Source organism: Mesorhizobium sp. WSM4847 (assembly GCF_055811335.1).
The window spans coordinates 63,321-87,645 of the sequence record NZ_JBVVPY010000006.1; the positions used below are offsets into that span (position 1 = coordinate 63,321).

At 63.0% G+C, this 24,325-nt stretch carries 27 protein-coding genes; 15 read left to right on the top strand and 12 right to left on the bottom strand.

Annotation, left to right across the window (positions count from 1 at the left end):
• Position 1: 1 nt before the first annotated feature.
• Positions 2-871, bottom strand: coding sequence for a non-homologous end joining protein Ku (gene ku / locus AC0L28_RS10235; RefSeq protein WP_031255739.1), 870 nt, complete (start codon positions 869-871; stop codon positions 2-4).
• A 178-nt stretch (positions 872-1,049) separates the two neighbouring features.
• On the opposite strand from ku, the gene AC0L28_RS10240 reads away from it, so the two are divergent.
• Complete coding sequence (locus AC0L28_RS10240) at positions 1,050-1,277, top strand: hypothetical protein (protein ID WP_473477180.1); 228 nt, start codon at positions 1,050-1,052, stop codon at positions 1,275-1,277.
• A gap of 79 nt (positions 1,278-1,356) precedes the next feature.
• Here the strand turns inward: AC0L28_RS10240 and AC0L28_RS10245 are convergent, their stop codons facing one another.
• A complete protein-coding gene (locus tag AC0L28_RS10245) occupies positions 1,357-1,602 on the bottom strand; it encodes a KTSC domain-containing protein (RefSeq protein ID WP_287228745.1) in 246 nt (81 codons plus the stop codon).
• A gap of 67 nt (positions 1,603-1,669) precedes the next feature.
• Here AC0L28_RS10245 and AC0L28_RS10250 point away from each other — a divergent pair, with 67 nt between their 5' ends.
• From AC0L28_RS10250 to AC0L28_RS10260, 3 genes are all read left to right on the top strand, one after another.
• Positions 1,670-2,332 carry an alpha-ketoglutarate-dependent dioxygenase AlkB gene (locus tag AC0L28_RS10250; RefSeq protein WP_287228747.1) on the top strand — a complete coding sequence of 221 codons (663 nt, stop codon included), beginning with the start codon at positions 1,670-1,672 and terminating at the stop codon, positions 2,330-2,332.
• The gene (locus tag AC0L28_RS10255; RefSeq protein WP_128167985.1) at positions 2,329-2,766 is read left to right on the top strand and encodes a GFA family protein; all 438 of its coding nucleotides are present in this window, start codon (positions 2,329-2,331) and stop codon (positions 2,764-2,766) included. The genes AC0L28_RS10250 and AC0L28_RS10255 overlap by 4 nt, the downstream gene beginning before the upstream one ends.
• A 150-nt stretch (positions 2,767-2,916) precedes the next feature.
• Entirely contained in the window at positions 2,917-4,191 is a 1,275-nt protein-coding gene (locus AC0L28_RS10260) for a DUF763 domain-containing protein (protein WP_287174496.1), read from the top strand.
• Between the two features lie 42 nt (positions 4,192-4,233).
• Here AC0L28_RS10260 and AC0L28_RS10265 read toward each other — a convergent pair whose 3' ends face one another.
• Positions 4,234-4,677 (bottom strand): PPC domain-containing DNA-binding protein, encoded by a 444-nt coding sequence (locus tag AC0L28_RS10265; RefSeq protein WP_023801352.1) that lies wholly within the window; start codon positions 4,675-4,677, stop codon positions 4,234-4,236.
• 284 nt (positions 4,678-4,961) lie between these two features.
• Here AC0L28_RS10265 and AC0L28_RS10270 point away from each other — a divergent pair, with 284 nt between their 5' ends.
• The gene (locus AC0L28_RS10270; protein WP_245277751.1) at positions 4,962-5,720 is read left to right on the top strand and encodes a TIGR02587 family membrane protein; all 759 of its coding nucleotides are present in this window, start codon (positions 4,962-4,964) and stop codon (positions 5,718-5,720) included.
• On the top strand, positions 5,717-6,163 hold the full coding sequence (locus AC0L28_RS10275; protein ID WP_023801355.1) for a TIGR02588 family protein: 447 nt from the start codon (positions 5,717-5,719) through the stop codon (positions 6,161-6,163). The genes AC0L28_RS10270 and AC0L28_RS10275 overlap by 4 nt, the downstream gene beginning before the upstream one ends.
• A gap of 163 nt (positions 6,164-6,326) precedes the next feature.
• Here AC0L28_RS10275 and AC0L28_RS10280 read toward each other — a convergent pair whose 3' ends face one another.
• Both AC0L28_RS10280 and AC0L28_RS10285 read right to left on the bottom strand, forming a co-directional pair.
• Positions 6,327-8,039: an HAD family hydrolase gene (locus AC0L28_RS10280; protein WP_236388341.1), complete on the bottom strand. Its 1,713-nt coding sequence runs from the start codon at positions 8,037-8,039 to the stop codon at positions 6,327-6,329.
• A gap of 88 nt (positions 8,040-8,127) precedes the next feature.
• Positions 8,128-9,099, bottom strand: a complete 972-nt coding sequence (locus tag AC0L28_RS10285) for an SDR family oxidoreductase (RefSeq protein ID WP_287228755.1) — start codon at positions 9,097-9,099, stop codon at positions 8,128-8,130.
• Between the two features lie 33 nt (positions 9,100-9,132).
• Between AC0L28_RS10285 and AC0L28_RS10290 the strand changes: the two genes are divergently transcribed.
• Together AC0L28_RS10290 and AC0L28_RS10295 are read left to right on the top strand one after the other, a co-directional pair.
• Positions 9,133-9,387 carry a hypothetical protein gene (locus AC0L28_RS10290; RefSeq protein WP_287228756.1) on the top strand — a complete coding sequence of 85 codons (255 nt, stop codon included), beginning with the start codon at positions 9,133-9,135 and terminating at the stop codon, positions 9,385-9,387.
• Positions 9,380-10,912 carry an FAD-dependent oxidoreductase gene (locus AC0L28_RS10295; RefSeq protein ID WP_473477183.1) on the top strand — a complete coding sequence of 511 codons (1,533 nt, stop codon included), beginning with the start codon at positions 9,380-9,382 and terminating at the stop codon, positions 10,910-10,912. Before AC0L28_RS10290 ends, AC0L28_RS10295 begins: the two co-directional genes overlap by 8 nt.
• Positions 10,913-10,951: 39 nt before the next feature.
• Here the strand turns inward: AC0L28_RS10295 and AC0L28_RS10300 are convergent, their stop codons facing one another.
• The 4 genes from AC0L28_RS10300 to AC0L28_RS10315 all read right to left on the bottom strand — a co-directional run bounded on the left by AC0L28_RS10300 (position 10,952) and on the right by AC0L28_RS10315 (position 14,726).
• Positions 10,952-11,722, bottom strand: coding sequence for a TIGR01458 family HAD-type hydrolase (locus AC0L28_RS10300; protein ID WP_287174501.1), 771 nt, complete (start codon positions 11,720-11,722; stop codon positions 10,952-10,954).
• Between the two features lie 97 nt (positions 11,723-11,819).
• Positions 11,820-12,773 (bottom strand): dihydrodipicolinate synthase family protein, encoded by a 954-nt coding sequence (locus tag AC0L28_RS10305; RefSeq protein WP_473477186.1) that lies wholly within the window; start codon positions 12,771-12,773, stop codon positions 11,820-11,822.
• Positions 12,763-13,758 (bottom strand): Gfo/Idh/MocA family protein, encoded by a 996-nt coding sequence (locus tag AC0L28_RS10310; RefSeq protein WP_473477188.1) that lies wholly within the window; start codon positions 13,756-13,758, stop codon positions 12,763-12,765. The genes AC0L28_RS10305 and AC0L28_RS10310 overlap by 11 nt, the downstream gene beginning before the upstream one ends.
• Positions 13,755-14,726, bottom strand: coding sequence for a Gfo/Idh/MocA family protein (locus tag AC0L28_RS10315; RefSeq protein WP_473477191.1), 972 nt, complete (start codon positions 14,724-14,726; stop codon positions 13,755-13,757). Before AC0L28_RS10315 ends, AC0L28_RS10310 begins: the two co-directional genes overlap by 4 nt.
• Positions 14,727-14,836: 110 nt before the next feature.
• Between AC0L28_RS10315 and AC0L28_RS10320 the strand changes: the two genes are divergently transcribed.
• The 7 genes from AC0L28_RS10320 (at position 14,837) to AC0L28_RS10350 (ending at position 22,075) form a co-directional block, all read left to right on the top strand.
• Positions 14,837-15,586 (top strand): FadR/GntR family transcriptional regulator, encoded by a 750-nt coding sequence (locus tag AC0L28_RS10320; protein WP_023801363.1) that lies wholly within the window; start codon positions 14,837-14,839, stop codon positions 15,584-15,586.
• A 40-nt stretch (positions 15,587-15,626) separates the two neighbouring features.
• Positions 15,627-17,213: an ABC transporter substrate-binding protein gene (locus tag AC0L28_RS10325; RefSeq protein WP_473477194.1), complete on the top strand. Its 1,587-nt coding sequence runs from the start codon at positions 15,627-15,629 to the stop codon at positions 17,211-17,213.
• Positions 17,214-17,295: 82 nt separating this feature from the next.
• The gene (locus AC0L28_RS10330) at positions 17,296-18,255 is read left to right on the top strand and encodes an ABC transporter permease (protein ID WP_473477195.1); all 960 of its coding nucleotides are present in this window, start codon (positions 17,296-17,298) and stop codon (positions 18,253-18,255) included.
• Complete coding sequence (locus AC0L28_RS10335) at positions 18,255-19,157, top strand: ABC transporter permease (protein WP_473477197.1); 903 nt, start codon at positions 18,255-18,257, stop codon at positions 19,155-19,157. The genes AC0L28_RS10330 and AC0L28_RS10335 overlap by 1 nt, the downstream gene beginning before the upstream one ends.
• 19 nt (positions 19,158-19,176) lie before the next feature.
• On the top strand, positions 19,177-20,094 hold the full coding sequence (locus tag AC0L28_RS10340; RefSeq protein WP_473477200.1) for a dihydrodipicolinate synthase family protein: 918 nt from the start codon (positions 19,177-19,179) through the stop codon (positions 20,092-20,094).
• Positions 20,095-20,096: 2 nt separating this feature from the next.
• Positions 20,097-21,104: an ABC transporter ATP-binding protein gene (locus AC0L28_RS10345; protein ID WP_473477203.1), complete on the top strand. Its 1,008-nt coding sequence runs from the start codon at positions 20,097-20,099 to the stop codon at positions 21,102-21,104.
• Positions 21,105-21,106: 2 nt separating this feature from the next.
• On the top strand, positions 21,107-22,075 hold the full coding sequence (locus AC0L28_RS10350; protein ID WP_473477206.1) for an ABC transporter ATP-binding protein: 969 nt from the start codon (positions 21,107-21,109) through the stop codon (positions 22,073-22,075).
• A gap of 116 nt (positions 22,076-22,191) precedes the next feature.
• Here AC0L28_RS10350 and AC0L28_RS10355 read toward each other — a convergent pair whose 3' ends face one another.
• From AC0L28_RS10355 to AC0L28_RS10365, 3 genes are read right to left on the bottom strand one after another with little or no spacing between them, the layout of a single operon-like run.
• Positions 22,192-22,956, bottom strand: coding sequence for a hydroxymethylpyrimidine/phosphomethylpyrimidine kinase (locus AC0L28_RS10355; protein WP_473477209.1), 765 nt, complete (start codon positions 22,954-22,956; stop codon positions 22,192-22,194).
• Positions 22,947-23,552, bottom strand: coding sequence for a thiamine phosphate synthase (locus AC0L28_RS10360; protein ID WP_287319039.1), 606 nt, complete (start codon positions 23,550-23,552; stop codon positions 22,947-22,949). Before AC0L28_RS10360 ends, AC0L28_RS10355 begins: the two co-directional genes overlap by 10 nt.
• Positions 23,549-24,322, bottom strand: coding sequence for a thiazole synthase (locus AC0L28_RS10365; RefSeq protein ID WP_128172631.1), 774 nt, complete (start codon positions 24,320-24,322; stop codon positions 23,549-23,551). The genes AC0L28_RS10360 and AC0L28_RS10365 overlap by 4 nt, the downstream gene beginning before the upstream one ends.
• Between the last annotated feature and the right edge of the window lie 3 nt (positions 24,323-24,325).

The following is a 24,325-nucleotide window of genomic DNA, read 5'->3' on the forward strand; positions in this document are numbered from 1 at the left end:
GTCAGCCGGCCTTCCGACGCGGCGCTGTCTGCTTCGCCTTGGCATGGCGCGCTGGCTTTGACTTTGCCGCGGGCTTTCTTGTCGAGGGCTGCTTCCCGCCAACGCCGGCACTCTGGCGCAGCGCATCCATAAGGTCGACGACCCTCTCCCGCTTGGCCGGCTTCGGAACGGCGATCTTCTTGCCCTCGAGCTTTGCCTTCACAAGCTCGGCCAGCGCCGCCTCATAACGGTCGTCGAATTTGGTCGGATCGAATTTGCCTTTCTTGGTCTTGATGATGTGTTCGGCCAGTTCGAGCATCTCGCCCTCGATCTTCAAGTCGGGGATGTTGTCGAAAGCCTCCTCCGCCGAGCGCACCTCGTAATCGAAATTCAGCGTCGTTGCGACCAGGCCTTCGTCATAGGCGCGGACGAGCAGGGTCCGGACGCGCCGAAACAGGACGGTCTGGGCGATGGCGGCGACTTTCTTCCTGCGCATGCCTTCGCGGATCAGCCCAAACGCTTCCTCCGCGTGTTTGTCCGACGGGGCCAGGTAATAAGGCTTGTCGAAATACACGTCGTCGACATCGGAACAGCCGATGAAGGCCGAGACCGACAGCGTCTTGTCGCTCTCGGGAACAGCGGCTGCGACCTCATCGGGTTCGAGCACGACGTACTCACCCGAGCCGATCTCATAGCCTTTGACCTGGTCGTCCTTCTCGACCGGCTTGCCGCTATCGCTGTCGACGAAGGCGCGATGCACCCTATGACCAGTGGCGCGGTTTATCGTGTGGAAGGCGATCCGCTCTGAGGTTGAGGCAGCCGTATAGAGCGCCACCGGGCAGCTGAGTTCTCCGATTTTCAGAAAACCCTTCCAATTTGCTCTCGGCGCCAAGACGATAGCCTCACTGTCACAAGCGTTTGCACTGGAAATGCAACGTGGCGGCGCACGGATTTGTTCCTTTGGCGCCTGCGCGGCGATCATCAGAGGGGTCATGGCCCAGCAGACAAGCCATTCCGCTGCAACCAAATTCACCACCCGCCGTTGTCGAGCAGCAAGGGAGCGGTTGGCCATGACGGGATTGTCATCGAAGAGACTGTCGTTTTTGTCGGCGCTGGTGGCAGCCCTGGCTCTGGCGGGTTGCAGCAACGAGGCCGAGCCGACGCAGGGCGGCACCAGCAGCACGGAACCGACACAGAGCAACACCAACACCGTCGATCAAAATCCCGAGGTCGACAAGGATCAGACGCCGAAGACGACCACAGGCGGCGATCAACCCGGAACGCCGCCGGAGCAGTGAGGGATCGGCCGGCCGACTGGATTCTGCGAGGGCATGCGTTCCCTTTCCGGATGAATTTCTGCCGACAAGGCACCGGGTTTCATCCCGACGGGCTCTGCTCGACCAGATGGTAGCTATACCGGTCGCGAATGAAGGCGTTGAAAAACCGGCCTTTTGACCAGGCCTTGCGGAATGCCGCATAAGTTTGCGGCGGCACGTCGTTGAAATCGTAGCGATTTCCGCTTGGGACAAACCATACGGAGAGGGTCCTCGTCGCCGGGTCGTAATTGACTCGACGCGCCTGGGCAATAACCCGCCCCGGCAATCCGGGTTCCATCTCGCGCATGTGGAGGCAATAATCCGGCGGGCCCCAAGGCCTTGCCGCCACGGGCCGGCTTCACCAATTAGGGTTGATGCCATCGCTCAAAACCAGGCAGCCGCAATCCGCTGGCCAAGGCGACCTGTTTCGCGCGCCTGACTTTCTCGCGCCCGACTTTCACGCACGTGACGACCTGCCGGAAGGATTTTGCTACCGGCCGGAGCTGATCACGGCGGAGGAAGAGGCCGAACTGGTGCGGCAGCTCGAAAGTCTCGCCTTCCAGCCTTTCGACTTCCATGGCCATCTCGCAAACCGGCGCGTCGCCGGTTTTGGCCTGCGCTACGATTTTGACCAACGCAAGGTGGTCGAGGCGCCGGCGATCCCTGCTTTCCTGATGCCGCTCAGGGACAAGGTGGCGGCATTTGCGCGGCTGCCCGCCGAGGCTTTTGTGCAGGTCTTGATCAACGAGTACCGACCCGGCGCGGGTATCGGCTGGCATCGCGACAAGCCGCATTTCGATGCCGTGGCCGGCGTATCTCTTCTTGCGCCGTGCAGCTTTCGGCTCCGCCGGAAGAACGGCACGAGATGGGCTCGCGAGACCGTCACCCTCGAGCCAAGATCGGCTTACCTGATGACGGGCCCGGCGCGCACCGAATGGGAGCACAGCATCCCGCCGGTTGCCGCGCACCGCTACTCCATCACCCTGCGGACGCTGCACCCGCAACGGTCGCCTCGATCAGAAGCGATAGTTCGATGACCAGAATCGAGACCGGCTCCTGTTTTTGCGGTTCGATAAGTGCTGAGATGCATGGTGACCCGTTCTGGATTTGCTCCGATCACGATGACGATTGTCGCAAGGCGATAGGCAGCCCGCTGACCGTCTGGGTCGGCTATCGGCCGGCCCAATTCAGATTGCTCACCGGCGCGCCAAAAAAATTCTCAAGGACCCGAGGCGTGCTCCGCACCTTCTGCGCCGATTGCGGGACATCCATAGCCTACTTCGACCAGGGGCTTCCCGAGGAACTTTATCTGACGATCGGCTTCTTCGACCACCCCGAGCGCTTTGCGCCGCAGGCTCATGCCTATTGGGACATGAAGCTGCCGTGGGTGGAATTTGGCGACGATCTGCCGCGTGTGGGAAGATATTCAAGGCGGCGCGATCCGGCGGTCGGAAATCCGGCCGACCGGTAACCGGCAACGCCGCCGATGGGACCCGAATGGCCCAGCTGAATTGAATTGCGATCAGTTTGTAATCCAAACGGACCGGCATCATCGCTTCTTCACGCCGCTTTCTATACTATCTGTTGAGCGCAAGGCATAGGTCGGAACAGGCAGAAAAATTTGGCACAACGATCGGGAAGCGCAGACCTTCCACTTCATGGCGGACGCGTGCCGAAATGGCTCGGCGACCGGATGACGCGCCTTGGAGCCGTCATGTGCGAGGCGATCATTCACCATTACGGTCGCGAAGAGCTGCTGCGCCGGCTGGCGCATCCCTTCTGGTTCCAGTCGTTTGGCGCCGTCATGGGAATGGACTGGCATTCCTCCGGCATCACGACCAGCGTCATCGGCGCCCTCAAACGTGGTTTGGCTCCGCTCTCCGGCGAACTCGGTATTCACGTGTGCGGCGGCCGCGGCGCGCATTCGCGCAAGACCCCGCATGAGCTTGCCGCCATCGGCGAGCGCGTCGGCTTCGACGGAACAGGCCTGGCGACGGCCAGCCGGCTTGTCGCCAAGGTTGACAGCGCCGCCGTCCAGGACGGCTTCGACCTTTATCTGCATGGCTTTATCGTCACCGATGACGGCGACTGGGTCGTGGTGCAGCAGGGCATGAACGGCGACAGCAAGGTGGCGCGCCGCTATCACTGGCTGTCCGAAGGCCTGAAGAGTTTCGTCGAGCAGCCGCATGCCGCCATCGAAGGCGCCAACCAGGGCGAGATCGTCAACCTGACCGACCGCCGCGCCGACGCCTCGCGCAAGGGCCAGTTGAATCTCCTGCAGGATCTCGGACCGGATCGCATTCTGAGGGAGTTCGCCGCGCTCGAACGTGACGTGGCTGCCGCACCGGAGCCCGACCAGCCAATGCTGCCGCACCTGGTCATGCCGGCGCACCACGACGTTCGCGAAAGCGATGTCGTCATGCGTCGTCTTCATGGCAACATGGCGGCGGCTGCCGAGCGTGGCCCCGCCGATTTCTCCGAGCTTCTCCTGGTGCCCGGCGTTGGTGCGCGCACGGTGCGGGCGCTGGCGCTGGTGGCCGAGGTTTTGCATGGCGCGCCATGCCGTTTTTCCGATCCCGGGCGCTTCTCGCTGGCACATGGCGGCAAGGACAGGCATCCATTCCCCGTGCCGCTGAAGGTCTATGACGAGACGATCGGCGTGCTGAAGTCGGCCGTCCACAAGGCCAGGCTCGGTCGCGACGAAGAACTCGGCGCCTTGAAGCGGCTGGACGAGCAGTCGCGGCAGGTCGAACGCTATGTCACCGGCCCCAGTCTGAAGGAAATCGTTGCCGGAGAGTTCGATCGGTCGCATCTGCTCGGCGGCCGCAGCGTGTTCGGCTGGGAGACCGCACCCGAGGCGCCCGCGGATGCTAAACAAATCAAACAAAAGGGATAATCGGACCGGAACGCAGTTCAGCGGACCTGGCCTGATCCGTGTTCAGGCATCCAGATCAATCAAGGCGATGCCGAGTTCCGGACGTTTTCTGCGGCGCAGATGACCAGGCGTTTCCACCAAAGTGACTTCGAGTGTAGGCCGAACAATGCCATCGAGCAGATGTCCGCCCTTCGTGCTGCCGTCGCGCAATCCGAGCACCGCATGGACGTGAAGGCTGGGCTTGCCGTCGTCGCCGATCGCAACGTCGCCGATCGCGCTGAGCACCTCGCACTGTTCCAGCACCGGGATTTTCCGATAAGTTTTTTCCTCGATGTCGAACCAGCCGACAGTCGCCTTTTCGAAGGCGCCGAGCGCGGTCAGCGAGGCGCCGCCAATATCGTTATCGACAGCGAAAGATGTGAGCGCCGCGAACGCTTCCTCGCCGGGATCAAGCACCACAACGAACGTCCTTTGTCCGGCGCTTTCGGCGACGAGCTGCGATTTCATGATTTCACTCCAGACGCTGTGTCGGCTTTGGGTTGTCATTCGATCGAGAGGTTGAACGGAAAGCTGGCTCGCGAGTTCCCAACAGGTTTGGCTTGGCTTTGAACATCGCAGCGCCGTTCGGCTGTGGCGAAGATGCAGCGGTGCGGAACAAGATTGTCCAGGAAACATTGTTCCCCGCAGGCTATCTCTGAGGAGCGGACGTGGCGCCAACCGAGATCATCGTCAGGCATGCGCTAACGCCGCGTGAGTTCTGGATTGGTCTTGGCCGTGCCTTTGCCGGAGCGTTGATCTTCGCCGCCCCGGTGCTGATGACCATGGAGGCCTGGGCGCTGGGCTTTCACCTTCACCCACTGCGGCTCGCCCTGTTCCTCGCTGTCACTTTGCCAATGCTGGTGCTGCTGCACAAGTACGGAGGCTTTCGCCACACGGTGGCGCTGCGCGACCGCATCGCCGATGCTTTTGTGGCCATACTTGTGGCCGCTGTGGCGGCTACGGCGGTGTTGTTTATTTTCGGCATCGTGACCGCCGAAATGCCGCTGCGGGAGGTGATTGGCAAAATTGCGGTGCAAATTGTCCCAGGCAGTCTCGGGGCATCCTTGGCACGCGCTCAGCTCGGCCCGAGTTTGTTGGAGGAGGAGGACATTCCCGAGCCCGGCTACACCGGAGAGCTGTTCCTGATGGTGGTCGGAGCGCTATTTCTATCGGTGAACATCGCACCGACGGAAGAGGTCGTCCTCATCGCCTACAAGATGGAGCCCTGGCAGGAAATCGCCCTGGTGGTGGTCACCCTCGCTCTCATGCACGCCTTCGTCTATGAGTTCGAATTCCGCGGCTCGCACAGTCCCGAGCCAGGCGCTGGATTCGTCAGCATCTTCTTTCGCTATGCGATCGTCGGCTATGTCCTGGTGATGCTTGTGAACCTCTACATCTTGTGGACCTTCGGCAGGACCGATGGCGCCGGCTTTTCGGAGACACTCAGTGCAGTCGTGGTTCTGTCGTTTCCTGGCGCGCTCGGGGCGGCGGTTGCGAGGCTCATTCTGTGACAAGGAACCCCGCAAAAGGCGACAAGCAACAGAAGCAGCAGTCCGACAACAAAGCAAAGACACGCAAACCCGGGACTTCGGTCACGGAGTGGGTCGTGGCGGGCATAAGCTCCGTAGTCCTGCTTGCCGTGCTCGGTTATCTTGTCGTCGATGGCGTGAGCACGCGCGATGGGACCGCCCGGATCGTTGTGGTGCCACTCGCGGTCGCGGTCACCGAGGGGGGCTACGTGGTCGAGTTCGCCGCTGCAAACAGGGCGGGGAAATCAGTTGCTGCTGTCGAGATCAAAGGTGAGCTCCGCAACGGCGATGAGGTCGTCGAGGATAGCAGCGCTACGCTCGACTATGTCCCACAGAATTCCCAACGGAAGGGCGCGTTGATCTTTCGTCGCGATCCCGAGGCCTATGACCTGCGCCTCTTTGCCATTGGATATAGTGAACCCTGACCAGTCAAAACGCCTATGGATGAAAGGGAACTCGGCGTGGATGACGCGGTCAACCGGCCACTGCTTCGCCCTGCTGTAAAAGCGACATGGCTGCAGAGAACCAACACGGCCGGTGCCTCCGAGGATGATGTGCGTGGGCGATCCTTTCGCACCCTATTCCTCTCTATTCCTCCGGGGCGGTGGCAGGAGCCGTATAACGGCGACGCACCGCATCCAGAACGTGCTTGCGGCTTTCCTGCGCCGAGAGCATTTCGTCCTTTTCCGCCTCGGCGGTCTCGCGCGCCAGATCCTTGTCCCTGATCTGTCGGCGAAACCATTCGGAATAGTCGCCGGCGCGCAGGTGATGCTCCCAGGTTCTGTCGTCGATGCCCTCGGCAATCTGAGCGAAGATCATCAGGTTGTGGGCCCGGAGGTTCATCGCGTTGTCGGGACCTCTGAAATAGAAGCTGCCGGCCTCGTCGAGTTGACCTTCTGCATATTTGCGGCTGTGACGCTTGAGCGACTGGCGCGGCTCGATCGCTTTGACCATGGCAATTTTCTTGCGGGCTTGCGGCCGCCAGAACAGCACACGCTCGCCTTTTGGCGAGGGAATATCCTTTGGCGGCTTGGTGTCCGTCTCCTGACAAAAGGCCTTGATGACATTCTTGGCCTTGGGACCGAGCGCAATGACGGCAGTGACCAGACGCAGGGCGTCGGTCGAGATCGCTTCCGGATGAACGGTGATCAGGACAGTGCCCGGCAATTCCAACGACAGGATGGCGCGCGTGTCGTCGCGCCTCTTGGGCAGAAGATGATGCGCCTCGTCGATGACCAGCCAATGCGGCCTCGCCGTACGGTAGCGGAAATTGCCAAGACCGGGGAGCAGGTCGGCAAAGAAGCCTGGTCGCTCGTTGACCCGCAACGCCAGCCCGTTGACGACCACATTGGTGTCGGGCTTTTCGATCAGGTCGAGCACTTGTGCCTTTGTCGGTTCGCTTGAGGCATCGCCTACCCGGACGGCGCCTTCGAGGCCATCATAGTCGCCTTCCGGATCGAAAACGCAGAATTGAAATCCGTTCTCGACGAAGCGTTCCGTCAGCGCGGTGGCCAAGGTGGATTTGCCGATGCCGGAGCTTCCGGCGATCAGAACCGTGTCGGTCGGCGTCAGATAGACTTCGTCGCCGCCGACCGAACCGAGAAGGATGCCGTCACGGCCTTTTCGGACAAATTCCCGATCACGCTTTACCAGCTTTTCGATCAGTTCCTCGACGCCCTTTCCACGTGCGCCGCGCGTTACAAGATCCGCTGTATCCTTGACCGCCGCAAGGGCGTTCTCGACAGCGACGCTGCAGCCGCAGGCCCGCAGGAACGCATGATCGTTTTCAGCATCGCCAATACCGACCACATTGTGTGGCGACAGCTTGAGGTCCTCAAGTGCGGCTGCCAGCCCGGCTGCCTTGTTGATGCCGGTGGGCAGCACCATCACCGCGCCCTTGTTGAAGATGATTTCCAGCTCCAGCCCGAGTTCCTTGATGACTTCAAGAACTGTTGCCTGGTGTGGTTCCCAGGTCGCGACGATCGACCGTCCGACTGAAAGCGGCTTGACGCCGCGTTTCTTCAAACTGGCGACAAATTTCGGCGCCGGCGCCGGTGAGATCGCACGTTCTTCCTCGCTGGCAGGCGTGTAGATCAACGCCCCATTTTCGGCGACGACCTTGTCGAACACGCCGAGTTCGGGAAAAACCCGCTTGAGGTCGGGCAGTTCGCGGCCAGTGACGAGGATGAGCTTGCGGCCACTTTTCTTGAACCGTTCGAGGGCTGCAAGCGTCTTTTCGACTACGATCCCATCGTGCGCCAGCGTGCCGTCATAGTCCGTCGCCAAGGCAATGAAATACATCTGTCGACCATTTCATATCTGAGATCGCCGCTACCTCCGCCACAGGCGAGAGGTCCACGATGATCGAGGCAGTGCGGGCGACACGTTCTCAGTAGCCGCCGATGATCGGCAATATCTCGCCGGTGATGTAGCTTGAACAATGCGGCGAGGCGAGGAACACATAGGCCGGCGCGATTTCCTCCGGTTGCGCCGGCCGTTTCATCGGCGTGTCTGCGCCAAATTTCGAGACGTCGCCGGCCTGCTTGTCCGACGGGTTGAGCGGGGTCCACACCGGGCCTGGCGCCACGCAGTTCACCCGAATTCCCTTTTCGATGAGGTTGCCGGACAGCGCGCGCGTGAAGGCATGAATGCCGCCCTTGGTCATCGAATAGTCGACCAGCTGCTTCGAGCCCTCGATGCCGGTTATGGAGCCGCTGTTGATGATCGCCGAACCAGGCTTCATATGCGGAACGGCCTCTTGTGCCATGTGGAAATAGCCGTAGAGGTTGGTCTTCAGCGTCGTGTCGAAATGCTCCTCGGTCAGCTCACTGAAGTCGCTGGAATGGACCTGGAAAGCGGCGTTGTTGACCAGCACGTCGATCCGGCCAAATTCCTTCACCACCTTAGTCACAGCCTTGTGGCAGTGGTCGCGTTCGCTGACGTCGGCCTTGACCAGCGTGCAGCGCCGGCCCTCGGCTTCGACGGCCCTCTTCGTTTCTTCAGCATCCTTGTCCTCGCACAGATAGACGATCGCCACATCGGCGCCTTCGCGCGCATAGAGCACGGCCACGGCTCGGCCGATGCCGGAATCGCCGCCGGTGATGACGGCCACTTTGCCGTCCAGCTTTTTTGATCCGATATAGAATGGCGCGTCGTAAAGCGGCGCCGGCTCTATCGCCCATTCATGCCCTGGCTTCGGCTGGTGCTGCTCGGGAAAGGGCGGCTCGGGATATTTGCGTGCTCCGACCTGCATGGCGCCTTGTTGCTTGCCGTTACCCTTCGTTTTGTCCTTGGCGTCGATGCCGCGCTGGATGTGGCGTTGCTTGGCGGCCTCGCCGGCGATTTCCGATTTCCTCTGCATGGCTGTCTCCTTGGCTTGGAGAACGAACAACGCATGTCCGGCGAAAAAGTTTACGCGACGGCGTCATTCCTTCGGCAACGAATCCAAACGCCAGGAAATCGACGGCGTGTACTGCGCAACTGGCAACGAATGACGCGGCCGGACGTTTGGGCACAAGCGGTGTCCGAAAACCTGAAGGCGCGCTGGCCAAGCAGAAGGTATTCCGAGGCTGGTGACCTGACGATTTCCCGCTTCTCGGCCGTACAGGCGATCTTCTGGATCGCGCCAAGGGAAGAGGAAAATGGCTGAAGATCATGCCAAACCAACCGGGCCGGATCTGGTCGAGGGTATCGCGTTATCCGACCTTGCCGACGGCGGAAAGCTCCTCGGCCATTGCGGCGATGAGCCGGTGCTGCTGGTGCGCCGCGGGGCCGAGATCTTCGCCATCGGCGCGACATGCACACATTATGGCGGGCCGCTCGTCGACGGTCTTGTGGCGGAAGACACCGTCCGGTGTCCCTGGCATCACGCGTGTTTTGATTTGCGTACAGGCGAGGCCTTGCGCGCCCCTGCTTTCAGTCCACTCGCGTGCTGGTCGGTGGAACAACGCGATGATCGGATAGTCGTGGGCGAGAAACGCAAGCGGACGGTGTCCAAGCCGCGCCCTGGCGGCTCCAGCCAGGCTCCCGAAAAAATCGTCATTGTCGGTGGCGGCGCCGCCGGTTTCGCGGCGGCAGAAACACTGCGGCGCGAACATTATCAAGGCAGCATTGTCATGCTCAGCAACGACGAAGCGCCGCCGGTTGATCGGCCCAATCTTTCCAAGGACTACCTCGCCGGCAAAGCACCGGAGGATTGGATTCCGCTGCGCCGGGAAAGCTTCTATTCGAAGAACGGCATCGACCTGCGCCTCAATGCGGATGTCGCCAGCATCGATACGCGTTCTGGCGAGGTTGTGCTCGCGGACGGGGCCCGGACTGCCTACGACAGGCTACTCCTGGCGACCGGAGCCGAACCGGTTCGCCTGACCATACAAGGCGCCGACCAGCCACATGTTCACACGCTACGCTCGTTCGCAGACTGCAAGGCGATCATCGAGCGAGCCACGACTGCGCGCCGCGCCGTCGTGCTTGGCGCCAGTTTCATTGGCCTGGAGGTTGCCGCGGCGCTGCGGTCGCGCTCGATCGAAGTTCATGTCGTGGCGCCGGAAAAACGGCCCATGGAACGGATCATGGGTCCGCAAATGGCCGACTTCATCCGCGCCCTGCATGAGGAGAATGGTGTCGTATTCCATCTCGAGGACACTGCGAGCAGCATCGACGCCAGCGAGGTGAAACTCAGCGGTGGCGATACGTTGGCGGCGGATCTCGTCGTCGCCGGCATCGGCGTGCGACCGCGGACAGGGCTTGCCGAAACGGCGGGGCTCACCCTTGACCGCGGTGTCGTCGTAAACGCCTTTTTGGAGACGAGCGCACCAGGCATCTTCGCGGCCGGCGACATTGCGCGGTGGCCGGATCCTCACAGTGGCGAGAACATTCGGGTCGAGCATTGGGTGGTTGCCGAGCGGCAGGGGCAAACCGCGGCCCTCAACATGCTCGGCCATCGCCAGAAGTTCGTCGCCGTGCCGTTCTTCTGGAGCCAGCACTACGATGTTCCCATCAACTATGTCGGCCATGCCGTGCAATGGGACGAGATCGCGATCGATGGCGACATCGTTGCCAGGGATTGCCTGCTCCGCTTCAAGCGCGAAGGGCGCACGCTGGCTGTCGCTTCGATCTTCCGCGACATCGAAAGTCTGGGGGCCGAGGTGGAAATGGAGCGCCAGACGACCTAGCCCGGATATCTCGAGCGAAGCGCACGCTGTGCGGCCGGTTCAGTCCCGGCGCGCAAGGATCCAGTCGGTCGCCGCCGCGAGATCGGCGACGGTTGCGGTCGGGCGCGGATCAAACCGTTTCTCGTCGCCGTGCCGGTATTTGCCGGTCCTCACCAGCAATGCGCCCGACAGTCCGGCGCTTAGCGCGCCAGCTATGTCGGCCTCCGCGTCGTCGCCGACCATGATCGCCTGGTCTGGCGGACAGTCCATGCTTGCCAGCGCCGACAGAAAGAATTCCGGCGACGGCTTGCCGAGAACGGTTGCGCGTTTCAGCGAGGCAAATTCCAATGCCGCGACGAATGGCCCGGCATCGAGGCTGAGCTCGCCGTCGGCATCCCGAAACGTCCGGTTGGTGGCAAGGGCCAGCAATTCGGCCCCGGCGCTCAGCTCGCGGAACGCGTCATTCAACGCCGCATAGGTGAAGGCGTCTCCGGCATCGCCGACGATGACGGCGCGCTTGTCGCGATCCGGCAGTTCGCAAAAGTCCGGCGCAAGGCCGGGGTGAATCAGCAAATATGGCGCTCGGCCATTGCGAAGCAGCCAATCGCGTGCAGCGTGCGCCGGGGTGAAAACATCTGCCCTGGTAACGGTGAGTCCCATCGCCTGCAGACGTTCGAGAACGCTCTGTTTCGACGAGCGCGTGGTATTGCTTATGAAGCGTATGGCCAAGCCGGCCTGGCGCAAACGCGTGACGGCGTCGATCCCGCCTGGTATGGCGGTCTCGCCATCATAGATGACGCCTGCGAGGTCCAGCAGTACACCTCTTGTCATCGGTCCAGCATGACCACGAGTCTGTCAGGCGTCAAATCCGGAACAGGCCATGGTTGTTCCCCTTGGATCAGGGGGCAGGCACATGCGATAGCCGAGGTCACTGCCACCATTCGGGAAGGGTCATGCGAGCGGCCTCGGCCAGCGTCGCGATCGCCTCGTCGGGGACCGAGCTGTAAGGCCAGAGCAGTCGCGGGCCAAGCGGCGCCCAGCCGCCGGCCGCCGCCATCGCTTTGTCGAGCGCCGCATCGCTGACGTCATAGCGAGCGCGAAAGGGCAGTACGTGGGTGGCGAGAAAGGCCTGGATGCGCGTCTCGACCTCGGCAGCGGCCGCCACGTCGGTGCGGATCGTCTGCCACCACATTACCGCGCCCTTGGGGTTAAGGCAGGCGACGTTGGAGTAGCTGCCATGCGCTCCCTGGGCGAATCCCGTCGCCAGCGTATGGCCGGGCACGAAGACCGAAAATCCCGGCAGTTCGCGGCGCATGTCGGCGTACCAGCCGGGGTCGCCGCCCGGCAGCTTGGCGCCGACGAGCGACGGCACCGCTGCACGCAGCCTGGCGATGGCTTCGAGCGTCAGGCGGCGCTTGGCATGCGGTGGATTGTAGAGCACCAGCGGCATGTCGGGCGCGGTCTCGCAAAGGCCGCCGACGAAGCGCATGACCTCGCCGTCGCTGGGCGGCCACCAGTCGGGCAAGGTGAATTGCACCGCCGCCGGGCGAAGCGCCGACACCCGCATCAGCCGCTCGCGCGCGACGCGCGGATTAGACTGGCTGATGCCGATCTGGAAGGGCAGGCGCGCGCGGCCGCCAATCGCGGCCATCAGGGCGCAAAGCCGGTCGAACTCGGGCTCGGTCTGGCAGTGGAATTCGCCGGCCGTGCCGTTGGAATAGATGCCGTCGACACCTGATGCGCAGAGCCGCGCGATCGTTTCCTCCGTCGCTTTCCAGTCGATTGCCCCGCGATCGTCGATGGCCAGCATCACCGCGCCCCAGACGCCGAGCGGCGCGTGTGCGGGCAAGTGGCTCGGGTGGTCGTCGAGCTCAGCGCGCACCGGAGATCTCGTGCTCGCGGCGCGTTTCGTTCGACGCAAAGGCGGCCTCGATGATGGCGATGATCTTGCGGCCATAGGCGCCGTCGACCGGCACCGGCTTGTCGTCGGCAATGGCATCGCGCATCGCGCTCCATTCGCGCACCAGCGCGGCATGCATCCAGTTCGGCTCGAACGAGCCGGGCAGGTCGGTCCAGGCCGTGTCGCGGCCAAGCATCGTGCCGCGGTCCATGTCGATGCGCAGCGTTGCCTGCTCGCAGACCAGGTCCATGGCGTAGCCGGCCGCGCCATTGCGATAGCCGACGCTCTGCACCTGGCCGAGCCCGCCGCCGGCGAAGCGCAGTCCGAGCAGGGCGGTGTCGTCGGCTTCCTGATCATGGGACATGGCGCCAAGCATGGCGCTCACCGACACGACGTCGTCATCCATGAGCCAGACGAGGCGGTCGAGCGCATGGATGCCGGCCGTCAACAGCATGCCGCCGCCGGTGGCCTTGCGCAGATGCCAGTCGCGGCGATTGTGCTCCATCCACAGCTTGATGATCCAGCTCGATCCGACGAGCGGCCGGCCGAGCGTTCCTTGCTCAAGCATTTGCCTGGCCGCCATGCAAGGCAGCGCGAAATGCATGAGATGGGCGACCATCAGCTTGACGCCAGCAGCGGCCACGGCGGCGTTGATCGCATCGCAGGCCGCCGCCGTCGGCGCCATCGGTTTTTCCAGCATGACGTGCTTGCCGGCGTTCGCCGCGCCGATGGCCATTTCGGCATGGAGATGGTGAGGACTGGCGATTAGGACTGCCTCGACATCCTTGTCGTCGAGCAGCTTGCGCCAGTCGGTGTAGCCGCGACCACCATGTTCGCTGGTGAAGGCGGCCAGGGCATCGTTATTCCCGCGGCACGATGCGACGAGATGCAGGCCCTGCACCTGCTTGATTGCCCTTGCATGGGCGGCGCCGAAATCGCCCGCTCCGATAATGCCTATTCCAATCATCGTCCTGCCTTTTCATACGCGGCGTCGATCAGCGACATCGCCGCAACATAGTCATCGACCGAAGTCGCCGGCGGCGCTTTTCGAGCCAGCCGGTCGATCGTGTCTCTCATGCACAGGCGGTAGCGCGTCGCCGGCAATTCGATCGGCAATTCGATGATAGCGCCATCGTCGAGCGTCGCACAGAAGGCGCGCTCGCCATAGTCGATGAGGGTCGCATTCTCACTGACGATACGCCATTCGAAATCGCCGCCGGGGCGCATCGAAGCAAAAGTGTATCCGGCCTCGACGACGAACAACGCTCCGGCAGCGTCTTCCAGCACAAGCAGCGCATGGTCCTCGACCGGGGCGCGGTGAATGCGGTTCTCGATCGAGACGGTTTTTAGCCTGAGCTCGCCGGTTGCCAGGCCGAGCGCGGCATTGACGCCGTGTATGCCGAGGTTCCTCAGTGCGCCGCCGCCACCGATCGCCGGATCCACCATCCAGGCGACGCCGTCGGCCGCATAGCGCTGCGGCGGGCCATTGACCAGCCGGAACTGGCAATGCGCGACCGCACCGGCGCGGCCTTGGCTGCGCAGCCGTTCAAAGGCAGTGGCGGCCGGCCCAAAGCGGTTGGGCAGGGGAACGCTGACAAAGGCCTGGTGCTGCCTCGCCAACTCGCTGAGCACAGCCAACGCTGCGGCGCTGCTCGCCGCCGGCTTTTCCAGGATCAGCGGTATGCCGGCTTCGATGACGGCGCGCGCCCGCGCCGGTATCGTCGAAGGGTGCCCCATCAGCAGGATCGCGTCCGGCGGGCTGGAGAGGATTTTCGCAAAATCGGCGATGATCGGCAAATGATGGCGCGTCGCGAAGGCGCGCGCATGCTGCGCGTCCTCATCCCAAATGCCGGCAATCTCGGCGCCGCAAAAACGTGCAGCGTCGAGATGCATTTCGGCGTGCCAATGGCTTGAGCCGGCCAGGACGACTTTCATTCAGCGTGTAATCCTCTTGCTTGCAGGATATCCTACAAGTCGCTATGCTACAAGCATCGACCGCTTTGCGACGCGCCATCGGCCGCAATTGCAGCGGCGCTGGGAGAAAAATGCCGGAACCCAAGTTGAGCTCGGAACCCAAGTTGAACCCGGACCAAAAATCGATCGAACCGCTGGCCCGACCGCCGCTGCTTCACGTCAGCGTGCAGGAGAGCCTGAGGAAATATATCCAGAGCAACCAGCTCAAGGCGGGCGACCCCTTGCCTCCGGAGACCTTCCTGGCGCAGCGGCTCGGCGTCGGCCGCAACTCGGTGCGCGAAGCGATCAAGGCGCTGGAGTCGATCGGCATTCTGGAGACGCGTCGCGGCATTGGCGTGTTCGTCAAGGAATTCTCGTTCAAGCCGTTGCTGGATAATCTGGCATACGGCCTGCAGGATTCGCTGCGCGACGTCGAGGAACTGCGCGAGATCCGCCGTGTCCTTGAAACCGGCCTGATCGCAAAAACCATCGAGATGATCAGCGCCGAAGACATCGCCGCGCTGCGCCAGCTGACCGAAAGCATGCGGCGGCGCGCCGAGCGCCAGGAGAGCTTTGCCGAAGAGGACCAACAATTCCATCAGTTGCTGTTCCGCTGCCAGAACAATCACATGTTGAGCGCGCTGATCGACATCTTCTGGGTGGCGTTCAACAAGGCCTCGAATTTCACCAGCCTCGACAATCCGACGCCGCTGGCGACCTGGCGCGACCATCACGAGATCGTCGAGGCGGTCGCCGCCAAGGACGTCGACCGGGCGCGCGAGCGCCTCGACGACCACTACAGGGGTATTCAGCAAGTGATCGCCAAAAACCGGATTACCTGACCCAACGCCGAACTACCTGACAATGCCAAGGGAGGAAACCATGCGCATCAGAACTATAGCTCGTCATCTGGCCATCACCGGGCTGCTGCTCGGCGGCATTAGCCTTGCCACCAGCGTCCAGGCACAGGGCGCCAAGACCATCACCGGAGGGTTCGATGTCGGCCCCGGCGGCTTTCCCAAGAACTTCAATCCGTTGGCTGCGACCGGCGGCTTTACCTGGCTCAGCACCTATTTTGAACCGCTGGTCATCTACAACGCCGAACTGACCGAACTCGAAGGCGATCTGGCCAAGGACTACAAGGTCAGCGACGACAAGCTGACCTACACGTTCAACCTTGCCCAGGAGAGCTGGCACGACGGCAAGCCGTTCACATCCAAGGACGTCAAGTTCACGCTTGAGCTCGCCAGGAACAAGGCCTCCGGCAGCCTGTTTGCCGCGCGCCTCGGCGACATCGCGTCGGTCGACGCGCCGGACGATCGCACCGTGGTCGTCAAATTGTCGAAGCCCAACGGCTCCTTCCTGTCGATTCTCTCGCAGGTGATGATCCTGCCGGAGCATGCCCTGGCCGCGATGCCGCCGGAAACGCTGGCCACGAGCACCTGGTGGTCCACGACGCCGGTCGGCACCGGCCCCTTCAAGTTCAAGCGCTATGTCAGCGATCAATATGTCGAACTGGCCGCGGATGACGACTATCGCGGCGGCAAGCCGAAGGTCGACGTGCTCATCAACAGGTATTTCGAGAACCCGGCGGCGGCCGTTGCGGCGCTGCGCGCCGGCGAAATCCAGTTCACCTATGTCGAGCCCGACGACGCGGTAACCTTCAAGAGCGCCAGCAATTTCAAGGTGATCGAGGGCGCCTCCTATGTGGTCAACTACATCGGCCTCAACCAGAAGGTCGAGCTCTTTAAGGATGTTCGCGTGCGCCAGGCGATCATGTACGCGATCGATCGCAATGCCATCATCGAGAGCCTCTATGGCGGCGCGGCCAAACCGGCCAATTGCGGCTACGTCGCGCCGCACCTGCTTCCCGAAGGTCTCGAACCCTATGCCTATGATCCGGCCAAGGCCAAGGCTCTGCTTGCCGAGGCGGGCTGGGACAAGATCAACGGCGACAAGCCGATCACCTTGCTGACCTATTACGGCTCGCCGCAAGCCGCCAACGTGATGGCTGCCATCCAGTCGATGCTGGCCGAGGTCGGGATCAATGTGGTGCCGCGCGTCGTCGATACGCCGACTTATAACGGCATCGTCTACAAGGAAGGCACGCCGGACTGGAACGCGTTTGCGATGGTCTATGCCGGCCTGCAGAACGGTCCCAATCCGGCCGGCATCAGCCCGGGTCTCAACAAGTCCCAGATTCCGCCGGCAGGCTTCAACACCATGCGCATCGAGTTCGATGATCTCAGCGCCGCGTTGGACGCTGCGCTCGCCCAGACCGATCCGGCCAAGATCGATCAATCCTGGCAGCAAGTCTGCAAGGTGATGAACAAGGATCTGCCCTGGGCGACATTATGGGTGGCCAACCGCTATGGCGTAGCCTCCAACAAGCTGCGTGACTTTGTCTGGACGCCGGCGCCGGGCGGCGGTCCTTATGCGGCTCACCCGGAACGCTGGGACATCCAGTGAAACGGCTGACTGGCCATTCCGGCCCGCCAACGAAACGGGCCGGCACGACGCCGGCTCCGCTCACCATCGCCACGGACAGCCAATGCTGAGTTTCATTGCCCGCCGCAGCGCTACAGGACTGTTGATGCTGGTCGCCCTGAGCGTCCTCATCTTCATCCTTCTGCGGCTGGCGCCCGGCGATCCGATCGATGCCTATATCAATCCGTCCAGCCCGATGTCGGCTTCCGACCTCGAAGTCCTGCGCGACCGGCTTGGGCTCGACCAGCCGCTTCCCGTGCAATACCTCGCCTGGATTCGCGCTGCGCTCGGCGGCGACTTCGGCTATTCGATCCAGCGCAGCGGCGTTGGCGTGCTGCCGCTGGTCATGGAGCGCATCGGCCCGACCGCGCTGTTGATGGGCACCGGCCTGGCCATCGCCATCGTGCTCGGCATTTCCGCCGGCATCTTCAGCGCCGTCCGCCGTAACACGCTGCCCGACATCGCGCTGTCGGTGGTTTCCTTCGTCGGCATCTCCAGCCCGGCGTTTCTGACGGCACTTCTGGGACTGTACTTTTTCTCGGTGCTGCTGCGCTGGGCGCCATCAGGCGGCATGCAGACCGCCGGCGCGCCTTTTTCTGTAGCGGACGTGCTCGCGCACCTGGTCCTGCCCGCCTGCCTGCTGTCCATCGGACACGCCGCGCTGATCATGCGCTACATGCGCGCGTCGCTGCTGGAAGTGCTCAACCAGGACTATGTGCGGACCGCACGTGCCAAGGGCGTGCGCGAATTCTGGGTGATCATCAAGCATGCAACCCGCAATGCGCTTTTACCGGTCATCACCCTGATCGGGTCGACGGTCGGCATAGCGATCGGCGGCGCCATCTTCCTCGAAAGCGTGTTCAACTGGCCGGGCATGGGCCTGCTGCTGGTCAACGCCGTCGGCACAAGGGACTACCCGGTGATCATGGGCGCCACTCTGGTAATCGGCATCTGCGTCATTCTGGTCAATCTCCTGACCGATATCGTCTATGCCGTCGTCGACCCGCGCATCCAGGTGTCGTGATGACGATCACCGCACCAGCTCCGACAATCGACCCGACAGCCGGGCCGCAAACCAAGGGACCGCTTCGCCGCGCGCTCGGCCGGTTCTTTGAAAATCGTGCGGCGCGCGCCGGTCTGCTTATCGTCGTCCCCATTCTGCTGGCGGTCTCGACCTATTCCCTGTGGTGGCCGTTCAGCCCCAACACCATCGATCTCAGGGCGATCAACAAGGGGCCGTCCGCCATTCATTGGCTAGGCAGCGACGGCGTCGGCCGCGACGTCATGGCCCGGCTGCTGCAAGGCGGACGGATCTCGCTGCTGGTCGCCGTCTGCTCGGTCGCCATCTCGATCGTCATCGGCTTCCTGGTCGGCGCTGTCGCCAGCTTCGGCGGGCGCCTTGTCGACGGCACGGTGATGCGCTTCGTCGACCTCGCCATGACCCTGCCGCCGGTGATCTTCCTGCTCGTGCTCGCTTCGATCGCCGGCACCGGCATCGCGCCGACCATCCTAGTGATCTCGCTGCTCTCCTGGCCGGTGCTGTCGCGCATGGTGCGCGCCCGGCTGCTCGAGCTGCGCGAGCGTGACTTCGTCGTCGCCGCCCGTGGCATGGGGGCGGGGCTGCCGCATCTCCTGTTCCGCCACGGCCTGCCGAACTGCATCGACATTCTTGTCGTCTACGCCACGCTGCAGATCGCCAATGCCATTCTGCTCGAAGCCGGCCTTTCCTTCCTCGGCCTCGGCATCGCACCGCCCGAAGCCAGTTGGGGCAACATGCTCAATCTCGCCCGCTCCACCGTGGTGCTCGAGCAATACCCCTGGCAATGGATGTTTCCCGGCGCCGTACTCGTGCTCACCGTGCTGGCCATCAACTTCATCGGCGATGGCCTGCGCGATGCATTCGACCCTCGTTCCGATCTCAACTGACCTGAAGGTTTTTGAAAAAATGCCCCTGTTTACCGGTGTCGTGCCACCCGTCGTCACCCCACTCCATTCCGATCTCAGTGTCGATTTTGGGTCGTTCACGCGGACCATCGAAAACCTGCTCGACGGCGGCGTTCACGGCCTGTTCGTGCTCGGCTCGACCAGCGAGGTGGTCTTCCATGACGAGGCCGGCCGCCGGGCCATCATCGAGCACGCGGTCAAGGTCAACAATGGCCGCGTTCCGATCTTCGCCGGGGTCATCGACCCGACAACCGATCGCGTCATCAACCACGCCCTGACAGCCAGATCGGCCGGCGCTGACGCCGTCGTGGTCACCGCGCCGTTCTATGCCCGCACCAGCCAGCCCGAGATCGGCGATCACTTCCGCTACATCAAGGACGCAGTCGACATCCCGATCATCGCCTACGACATCCCGGTCTGCGTCCATGTCAAGCTGGAGCGCCAGACCACCGTCGGCCTTGCCAGCGAGGGCGTTATCGCCGGCATCAAGGATTCCAGCGGTGACGACGGCAATCTGCGTTATGTGCTCAAGGACATGGCCAACGACCCGAATTTTTTCGGCATGACCGGGTCCGAGATCCTGGTCGACAGCGTGCTTGCCATGGGCGCGCATGGGGTCGTGCCGGGCCTCGCCAATGTCGACCCGCACGGCTACGTCAGGCTGTGGAACCTGATGCAGGCGGGTCAGCACGCCGAGGCCCGCCTGGAGCAGGAGCGGCTGTTGAAGCTGTTCGAGATCGTCTGGATCTCGCTCGGCAGGACGAGCGCCGGCTCGGCCGGGGTCGGTGCCTTCAAGACCGCGATGAGGAGCCTCGGCATCATCGCCTCCAACACCATGGCGCGGCCGCAACGCAGCCTGAACGACGAGGAAGGCGCAAAGGTCGACATCATCCTTCGCGACGTCGGCTTGCTGCGCTGACCGTGGACGCTCCGATCCTCTCGATTTCCGGTCTGCGAGCGGTGTTGCGTATCGCCGGACGCGACATCGCCGCCGTGCAGGACGTCGACCTGGTGATAGGTTCGGGCGAGACGGTTGCGCTGGTCGGCGAGTCGGGATCGGGCAAGTCGGTCACCAGCCTGTCGATCATCGGCCTGCTGCCGAAGAAGGTCGGACGCATTGCCGAGGGCTCGATCGCGCTGCGGCGCAGGGACGGCACGGTCACCGAACTGACCGGCCTCGATCCCGAGTCGCTGCGCAAGGTGCGCGGCAACGACATCGGCATGGTGTTCCAGGAGCCGATGACCAGCCTCAATCCGGTCTACAGCATCGGCGAACAGATCGCCGAGCCGATCCGCATCCATCTCGGCAGATCGCACCGTGATGCGGCCACTGATGCCGTGCGGCTGCTGGCTCAGGTCGGAATTCCCGACCCTGATCGGCGGGCGCGGCAATACCCGCATGAGCTGTCGGGAGGGATGCGCCAGCGCGCCACCATCGCCATGGCCTTGTCGTGCGATCCGACCTTGTTGATCGCCGACGAGCCGACCACCGCCCTCGACGTCACTATCCAGGCCCAGATTCTCGACCTGCTGGCCGCGCTGCAGGCGCAACGCGGCATGGGCATTCTATTCGTCACGCACAATCTCGGCGTCGTTGCCGAGATCGCCGACCGGGTCGCGGTGATGTATGCCGGGCGCATCGTGGAATCGGGTCCGGTGAGCGAGGTGTTCAACCGTCCGCGTCATCCCTATACCGCCGGGCTGATGCGTTCGGTGCCGCGGCTTGGCCAAGCCACCACGCTCAAGGCAGCAGGAACGCCGCTGCCGACCATCGCCGGCAATGTTCCATCGCTTGCCTTGCTGCCCAAGGGCTGCTCTTTCGCGCCGCGTTGCGCCCTGGCTGTCGATGCCTGCCGCACTGCTGTACCGCCATTGTTCGCGGCGACGTCGACCCAGCAAAGCCGCTGTTTGCGCTGGGAGGATCTCTGACAGTGGACGCTCCCTTCCTTTCAGTCAGGAACCTGACCAAGCATTTTGCGCCGACGGCGTTCTCGCGCGGTCCTGTCGTCAGGGCGCTGGACGATATTTCCTTCGACATCGCGCGCGGCCAAGTGGTCGGCCTCGTCGGCGAATCCGGGTCGGGCAAGACCACGATCGGCCGCTCGGTGCTGCGTCTCATCGAGCCGACGTCCGGCGAAATAAGGTTTGACAGCGTCGATATCACCAAGCTGAGCGCCGGGCCGCTGGCCCGCCAGCGCCGCAAGATGCAGTATATTTTCCAGGATCCGTTCGCCAGCCTGTCGCCGCGCATGACCTTCGGTCAGATCCTGACCGAAGGCCTGGATATTCAGGGCATCGGCAGCAGGCGCGAGCGGCGGGCGAAGGCTGAGAAGGCGCTTGCCGCTGTCGAGTTGCCAGTCGACGCCTATGATCGCTACGCCCACGAATTTTCGGGCGGGCAGCGCCAGCGCATCGGTATCGCCCGGGCGCTTACGCTCGAACCCGAATTCATCGTCGCCGACGAGCCGGTCTCTGCCCTCGATGTCTCCATTCAGGCGCAGATCATCAATCTTTTGCGCGACCTGCAGGTCCGGCTCGGCCTGACCATGCTGTTCATTTCGCATGACCTGGCCGTCGTCGAATATATCTGCGACACGGTGATCGTTCTCTACCTCGGCCGCATCATGGAAGTCGCGCCTGCTGCCGCGCTCTATGCCCGGCCGCAGCATCCCTATACGCGCGCGCTGCTCTCGGCCATTCCGTCGCTCGACCCGCTGGCCAGGCAAGGCCGGCAGGTGCTGAAGGGCGACATTCCAAGCCCGGCAAATCCGCCGACCGGGTGTGTTTTCCGAACCCGCTGCCCGGTTGCCCTCGGCGCTTGCGCCGGCATCGTCCCGCCATTACGGGCAACAACGTCCGATGGCCATTTGAAGGCCTGCATTCGCGACGACATCGCTTGAGACAAGACCCGACAAGGCGATTTACTTCGCGTGCTGTCTGAGAGACTCTCCGAAGGAAGGCGAAGAACCGGCCGCCAGCTTGCTGCCCAGAAAAGCCCCCGCCAAGCTCAACCGCCTCAATCCCGAGAGATCGATTTCCGAAGCTTCTCGAAAACCAACAGCTTGCTTTTGCGCACGCCGTCTTCAAGCAGGCTTCCGTTTGCCAGGTGCGCGGCGATGGCGCTGGCCAGCGCGCAACCCGTCCCGCGCATCGATCCGCCAAGACGCGGCGCATCGAAGCGGATGGGCTCTTGATCGGCGCGCAGCAGGATGTCCGTCGATCGACACCCCGCGGCGTGGCCGCCCTTGATCAGCAGGGCCTGCAATCCGGCGGTGAGCAATTTCTGACCTTGTCGCAATGCGCCGTCCTCGTCGATGGCCAGGTCTGAGCCGGCAAGGACAGCCAGTTCGATGAGGTTGGGTGTGACGAGACGGCAAAGCGGGATGAGTTCATGCTTCAGGACGCCGATAGCGCCTGTGTCCAGAAGCGGCCAACCCGAAGAAGAGACCAGCACCGGGTCGATGACTGCCGGTATCTGTGGGTTTTGGCGCAGCACATCCGCGACGGCGACGATGGTTTGCTCCGTCGCGAGCATGCCGATTTTGATCGCCCCGACCGCATTGGCTTGCAGCGCGGCACGCATCTGATCGGCCACCAGACCGGGTTGCAAATTGTGGATTTGCGTGACGGCTTCATGCGTCTGCACCGTCACGGTGGTAATGGCAAGGCAGGTGCGCAAGTCGAGGGCGGAGATCGTCTCAATGTCGCGGACTATGCCGGCGCCGCCGCTGGAGTCCGAGCCGCCGACGACAAGCACATGCGGTTCGCGCCTCAACGCCATCGGCTCGTCTTTTCGATCCACTGGCGCGTTCGCGCTTCCGGATCGGCATCCAATGTGATGTCGGTCACTACCGCGGCGCTGTCCGCACCGGCACCGAAGACGCCCTCGATCCGGTCGGGATTGAGGCCGCCAATCGCGACCAGAGGTGTCGGCGCGATCCGGCGCTTCCATTCGCCAAGCCGTTCGAGCCCCTGCGGCGCCCATTTCATCTGTTTCAGGATGGTCGGATAGACTGGGCCGAGCGCGATATAGTTCGGTCTGGCGGCAAGGGCTGTTTCGAGTTCGAGATGGTCGTGCGTGCTGAGGCCGAGACGGAGACCCGCAGCCCTTATCCGGGTAAGGTCCGCCGCTTGCAAATCTTCCTGTCCGAGATGAATGAAATCGCAGTCCTCCTCGATCGCCAGCCGCCAGAAGTCATTGATGATGAGCTGGCATTTGTAACGGGCGCACAAGGCCTTCGCCTTGCGGATCTCGGCGCGCAACGTAGCCTCGTCGAGGTTCTTGACGCGAAGCTGCACCAGCCTGACGCCGAGCGGCGCCAGCCTTTCAATCCAGGCGGCGCTGTCGACGATCAGATAAAAAGGATCGAGTTTCATTGAAAGACTGCCCGGCCAATTGTCGGCGTCGATGGGACGGCGAGGTCGCGCGGCTCGAGCAGGCCCGAGCGATACGCCTCACGGCCGGCATCGACCGCCTTGCCGAACGCGCGCGCCATGCCGATCGGATCGGCGGCCTTGGCGACTGCCGTGTTGAGGAGCACCGCGTCGAAGCCGAGTTCCATCACGAGAGCCGCGTGAGATGGGCGGCCGAGGCCCGCATCCACGATTAGCGGGACATCCGGGAAATGGCCGCGCATCGAGCGGAGCGCGGTGATATTTACCGGTCCAAGCGCAGAACCGATCGGCGCGCACCAGGGCATGAGCACCCTGCATCCGGCTTCCAGCAATCGCTCGGCGACGACGAGATCGTCCGTCGTGTAAGGAAATACAGCAAAGCCGTCGTCGCACAAGATTCGCGCGGCCTCGACCAAGCCGAAGACGTCAGGCTGCAGCGTGTCATGATTGCCGATCACCTCGAGCTTGATCCAGTTCGTGCCGAAGACCTCGCGCGCCATATTTGCGGTCGTGACGGCTTCCTTGACGGAGTGACAACCGGCGGTGTTGGGTAGGACATGCAGCCGCAGCGATTGGATAAGCGACCAGAATTTCTCGCCACCCTTGCCGCCGGCCATTTCGCGGCGCAATGAGACGGTCACCGCGGACGCGCAGGATGCCTTGACCGCATCGGCAAGAATGGCGGGCGAGGGGTACTGTGCGGTGCCGAGAAGCAGGCGCGACGGAAGCTTGGTTCCGTAAAGCTCGATCACGTT

Excerpts from the sequence above, each read along its gene's own strand:
- AC0L28_RS10240 (WP_473477180.1), top strand. The coding sequence starts at position 1,050 with ATGACGGGATTGTCATCGAAGAGACTGTCGTTTTTGTCGGCGCTGGTG.
- AC0L28_RS10245 (WP_287228745.1), bottom strand. The coding sequence starts at position 1,602 with ATGCGCGAGATGGAACCCGGATTGCCGGGGCGGGTTATTGCCCAGGCG.
- AC0L28_RS10250 (WP_287228747.1), top strand. The coding sequence starts at position 1,670 with ATGCCATCGCTCAAAACCAGGCAGCCGCAATCCGCTGGCCAAGGCGAC.
- AC0L28_RS10255 (WP_128167985.1), top strand. The coding sequence starts at position 2,329 with ATGACCAGAATCGAGACCGGCTCCTGTTTTTGCGGTTCGATAAGTGCT.
- AC0L28_RS10265 (WP_023801352.1), bottom strand. The coding sequence starts at position 4,677 with ATGAAATCGCAGCTCGTCGCCGAAAGCGCCGGACAAAGGACGTTCGTT.
- AC0L28_RS10280 (WP_236388341.1), bottom strand. The coding sequence starts at position 8,039 with ATGTATTTCATTGCCTTGGCGACGGACTATGACGGCACGCTGGCGCAC.
- AC0L28_RS10285 (WP_287228755.1), bottom strand. The coding sequence starts at position 9,099 with ATGCAGAGGAAATCGGAAATCGCCGGCGAGGCCGCCAAGCAACGCCAC.
- AC0L28_RS10290 (WP_287228756.1), top strand. The coding sequence starts at position 9,133 with ATGTCCGGCGAAAAAGTTTACGCGACGGCGTCATTCCTTCGGCAACGA.
- AC0L28_RS10295 (WP_473477183.1), top strand. The coding sequence starts at position 9,380 with ATGGCTGAAGATCATGCCAAACCAACCGGGCCGGATCTGGTCGAGGGT.
- AC0L28_RS10300 (WP_287174501.1), bottom strand. The coding sequence starts at position 11,722 with ATGACAAGAGGTGTACTGCTGGACCTCGCAGGCGTCATCTATGATGGC.
- AC0L28_RS10310 (WP_473477188.1), bottom strand. The coding sequence starts at position 13,758 with ATGATTGGAATAGGCATTATCGGAGCGGGCGATTTCGGCGCCGCCCAT.
- AC0L28_RS10315 (WP_473477191.1), bottom strand. The coding sequence starts at position 14,726 with ATGAAAGTCGTCCTGGCCGGCTCAAGCCATTGGCACGCCGAAATGCAT.
- AC0L28_RS10320 (WP_023801363.1), top strand. The coding sequence starts at position 14,837 with ATGCCGGAACCCAAGTTGAGCTCGGAACCCAAGTTGAACCCGGACCAA.
- AC0L28_RS10325 (WP_473477194.1), top strand. The coding sequence starts at position 15,627 with ATGCGCATCAGAACTATAGCTCGTCATCTGGCCATCACCGGGCTGCTG.
- AC0L28_RS10330 (WP_473477195.1), top strand. The coding sequence starts at position 17,296 with ATGCTGAGTTTCATTGCCCGCCGCAGCGCTACAGGACTGTTGATGCTG.
- AC0L28_RS10335 (WP_473477197.1), top strand. The coding sequence starts at position 18,255 with ATGACGATCACCGCACCAGCTCCGACAATCGACCCGACAGCCGGGCCG.
- AC0L28_RS10340 (WP_473477200.1), top strand. The coding sequence starts at position 19,177 with ATGCCCCTGTTTACCGGTGTCGTGCCACCCGTCGTCACCCCACTCCAT.
- AC0L28_RS10355 (WP_473477209.1), bottom strand. The coding sequence starts at position 22,956 with ATGGCGTTGAGGCGCGAACCGCATGTGCTTGTCGTCGGCGGCTCGGAC.
- AC0L28_RS10360 (WP_287319039.1), bottom strand. The coding sequence starts at position 23,552 with ATGAAACTCGATCCTTTTTATCTGATCGTCGACAGCGCCGCCTGGATT.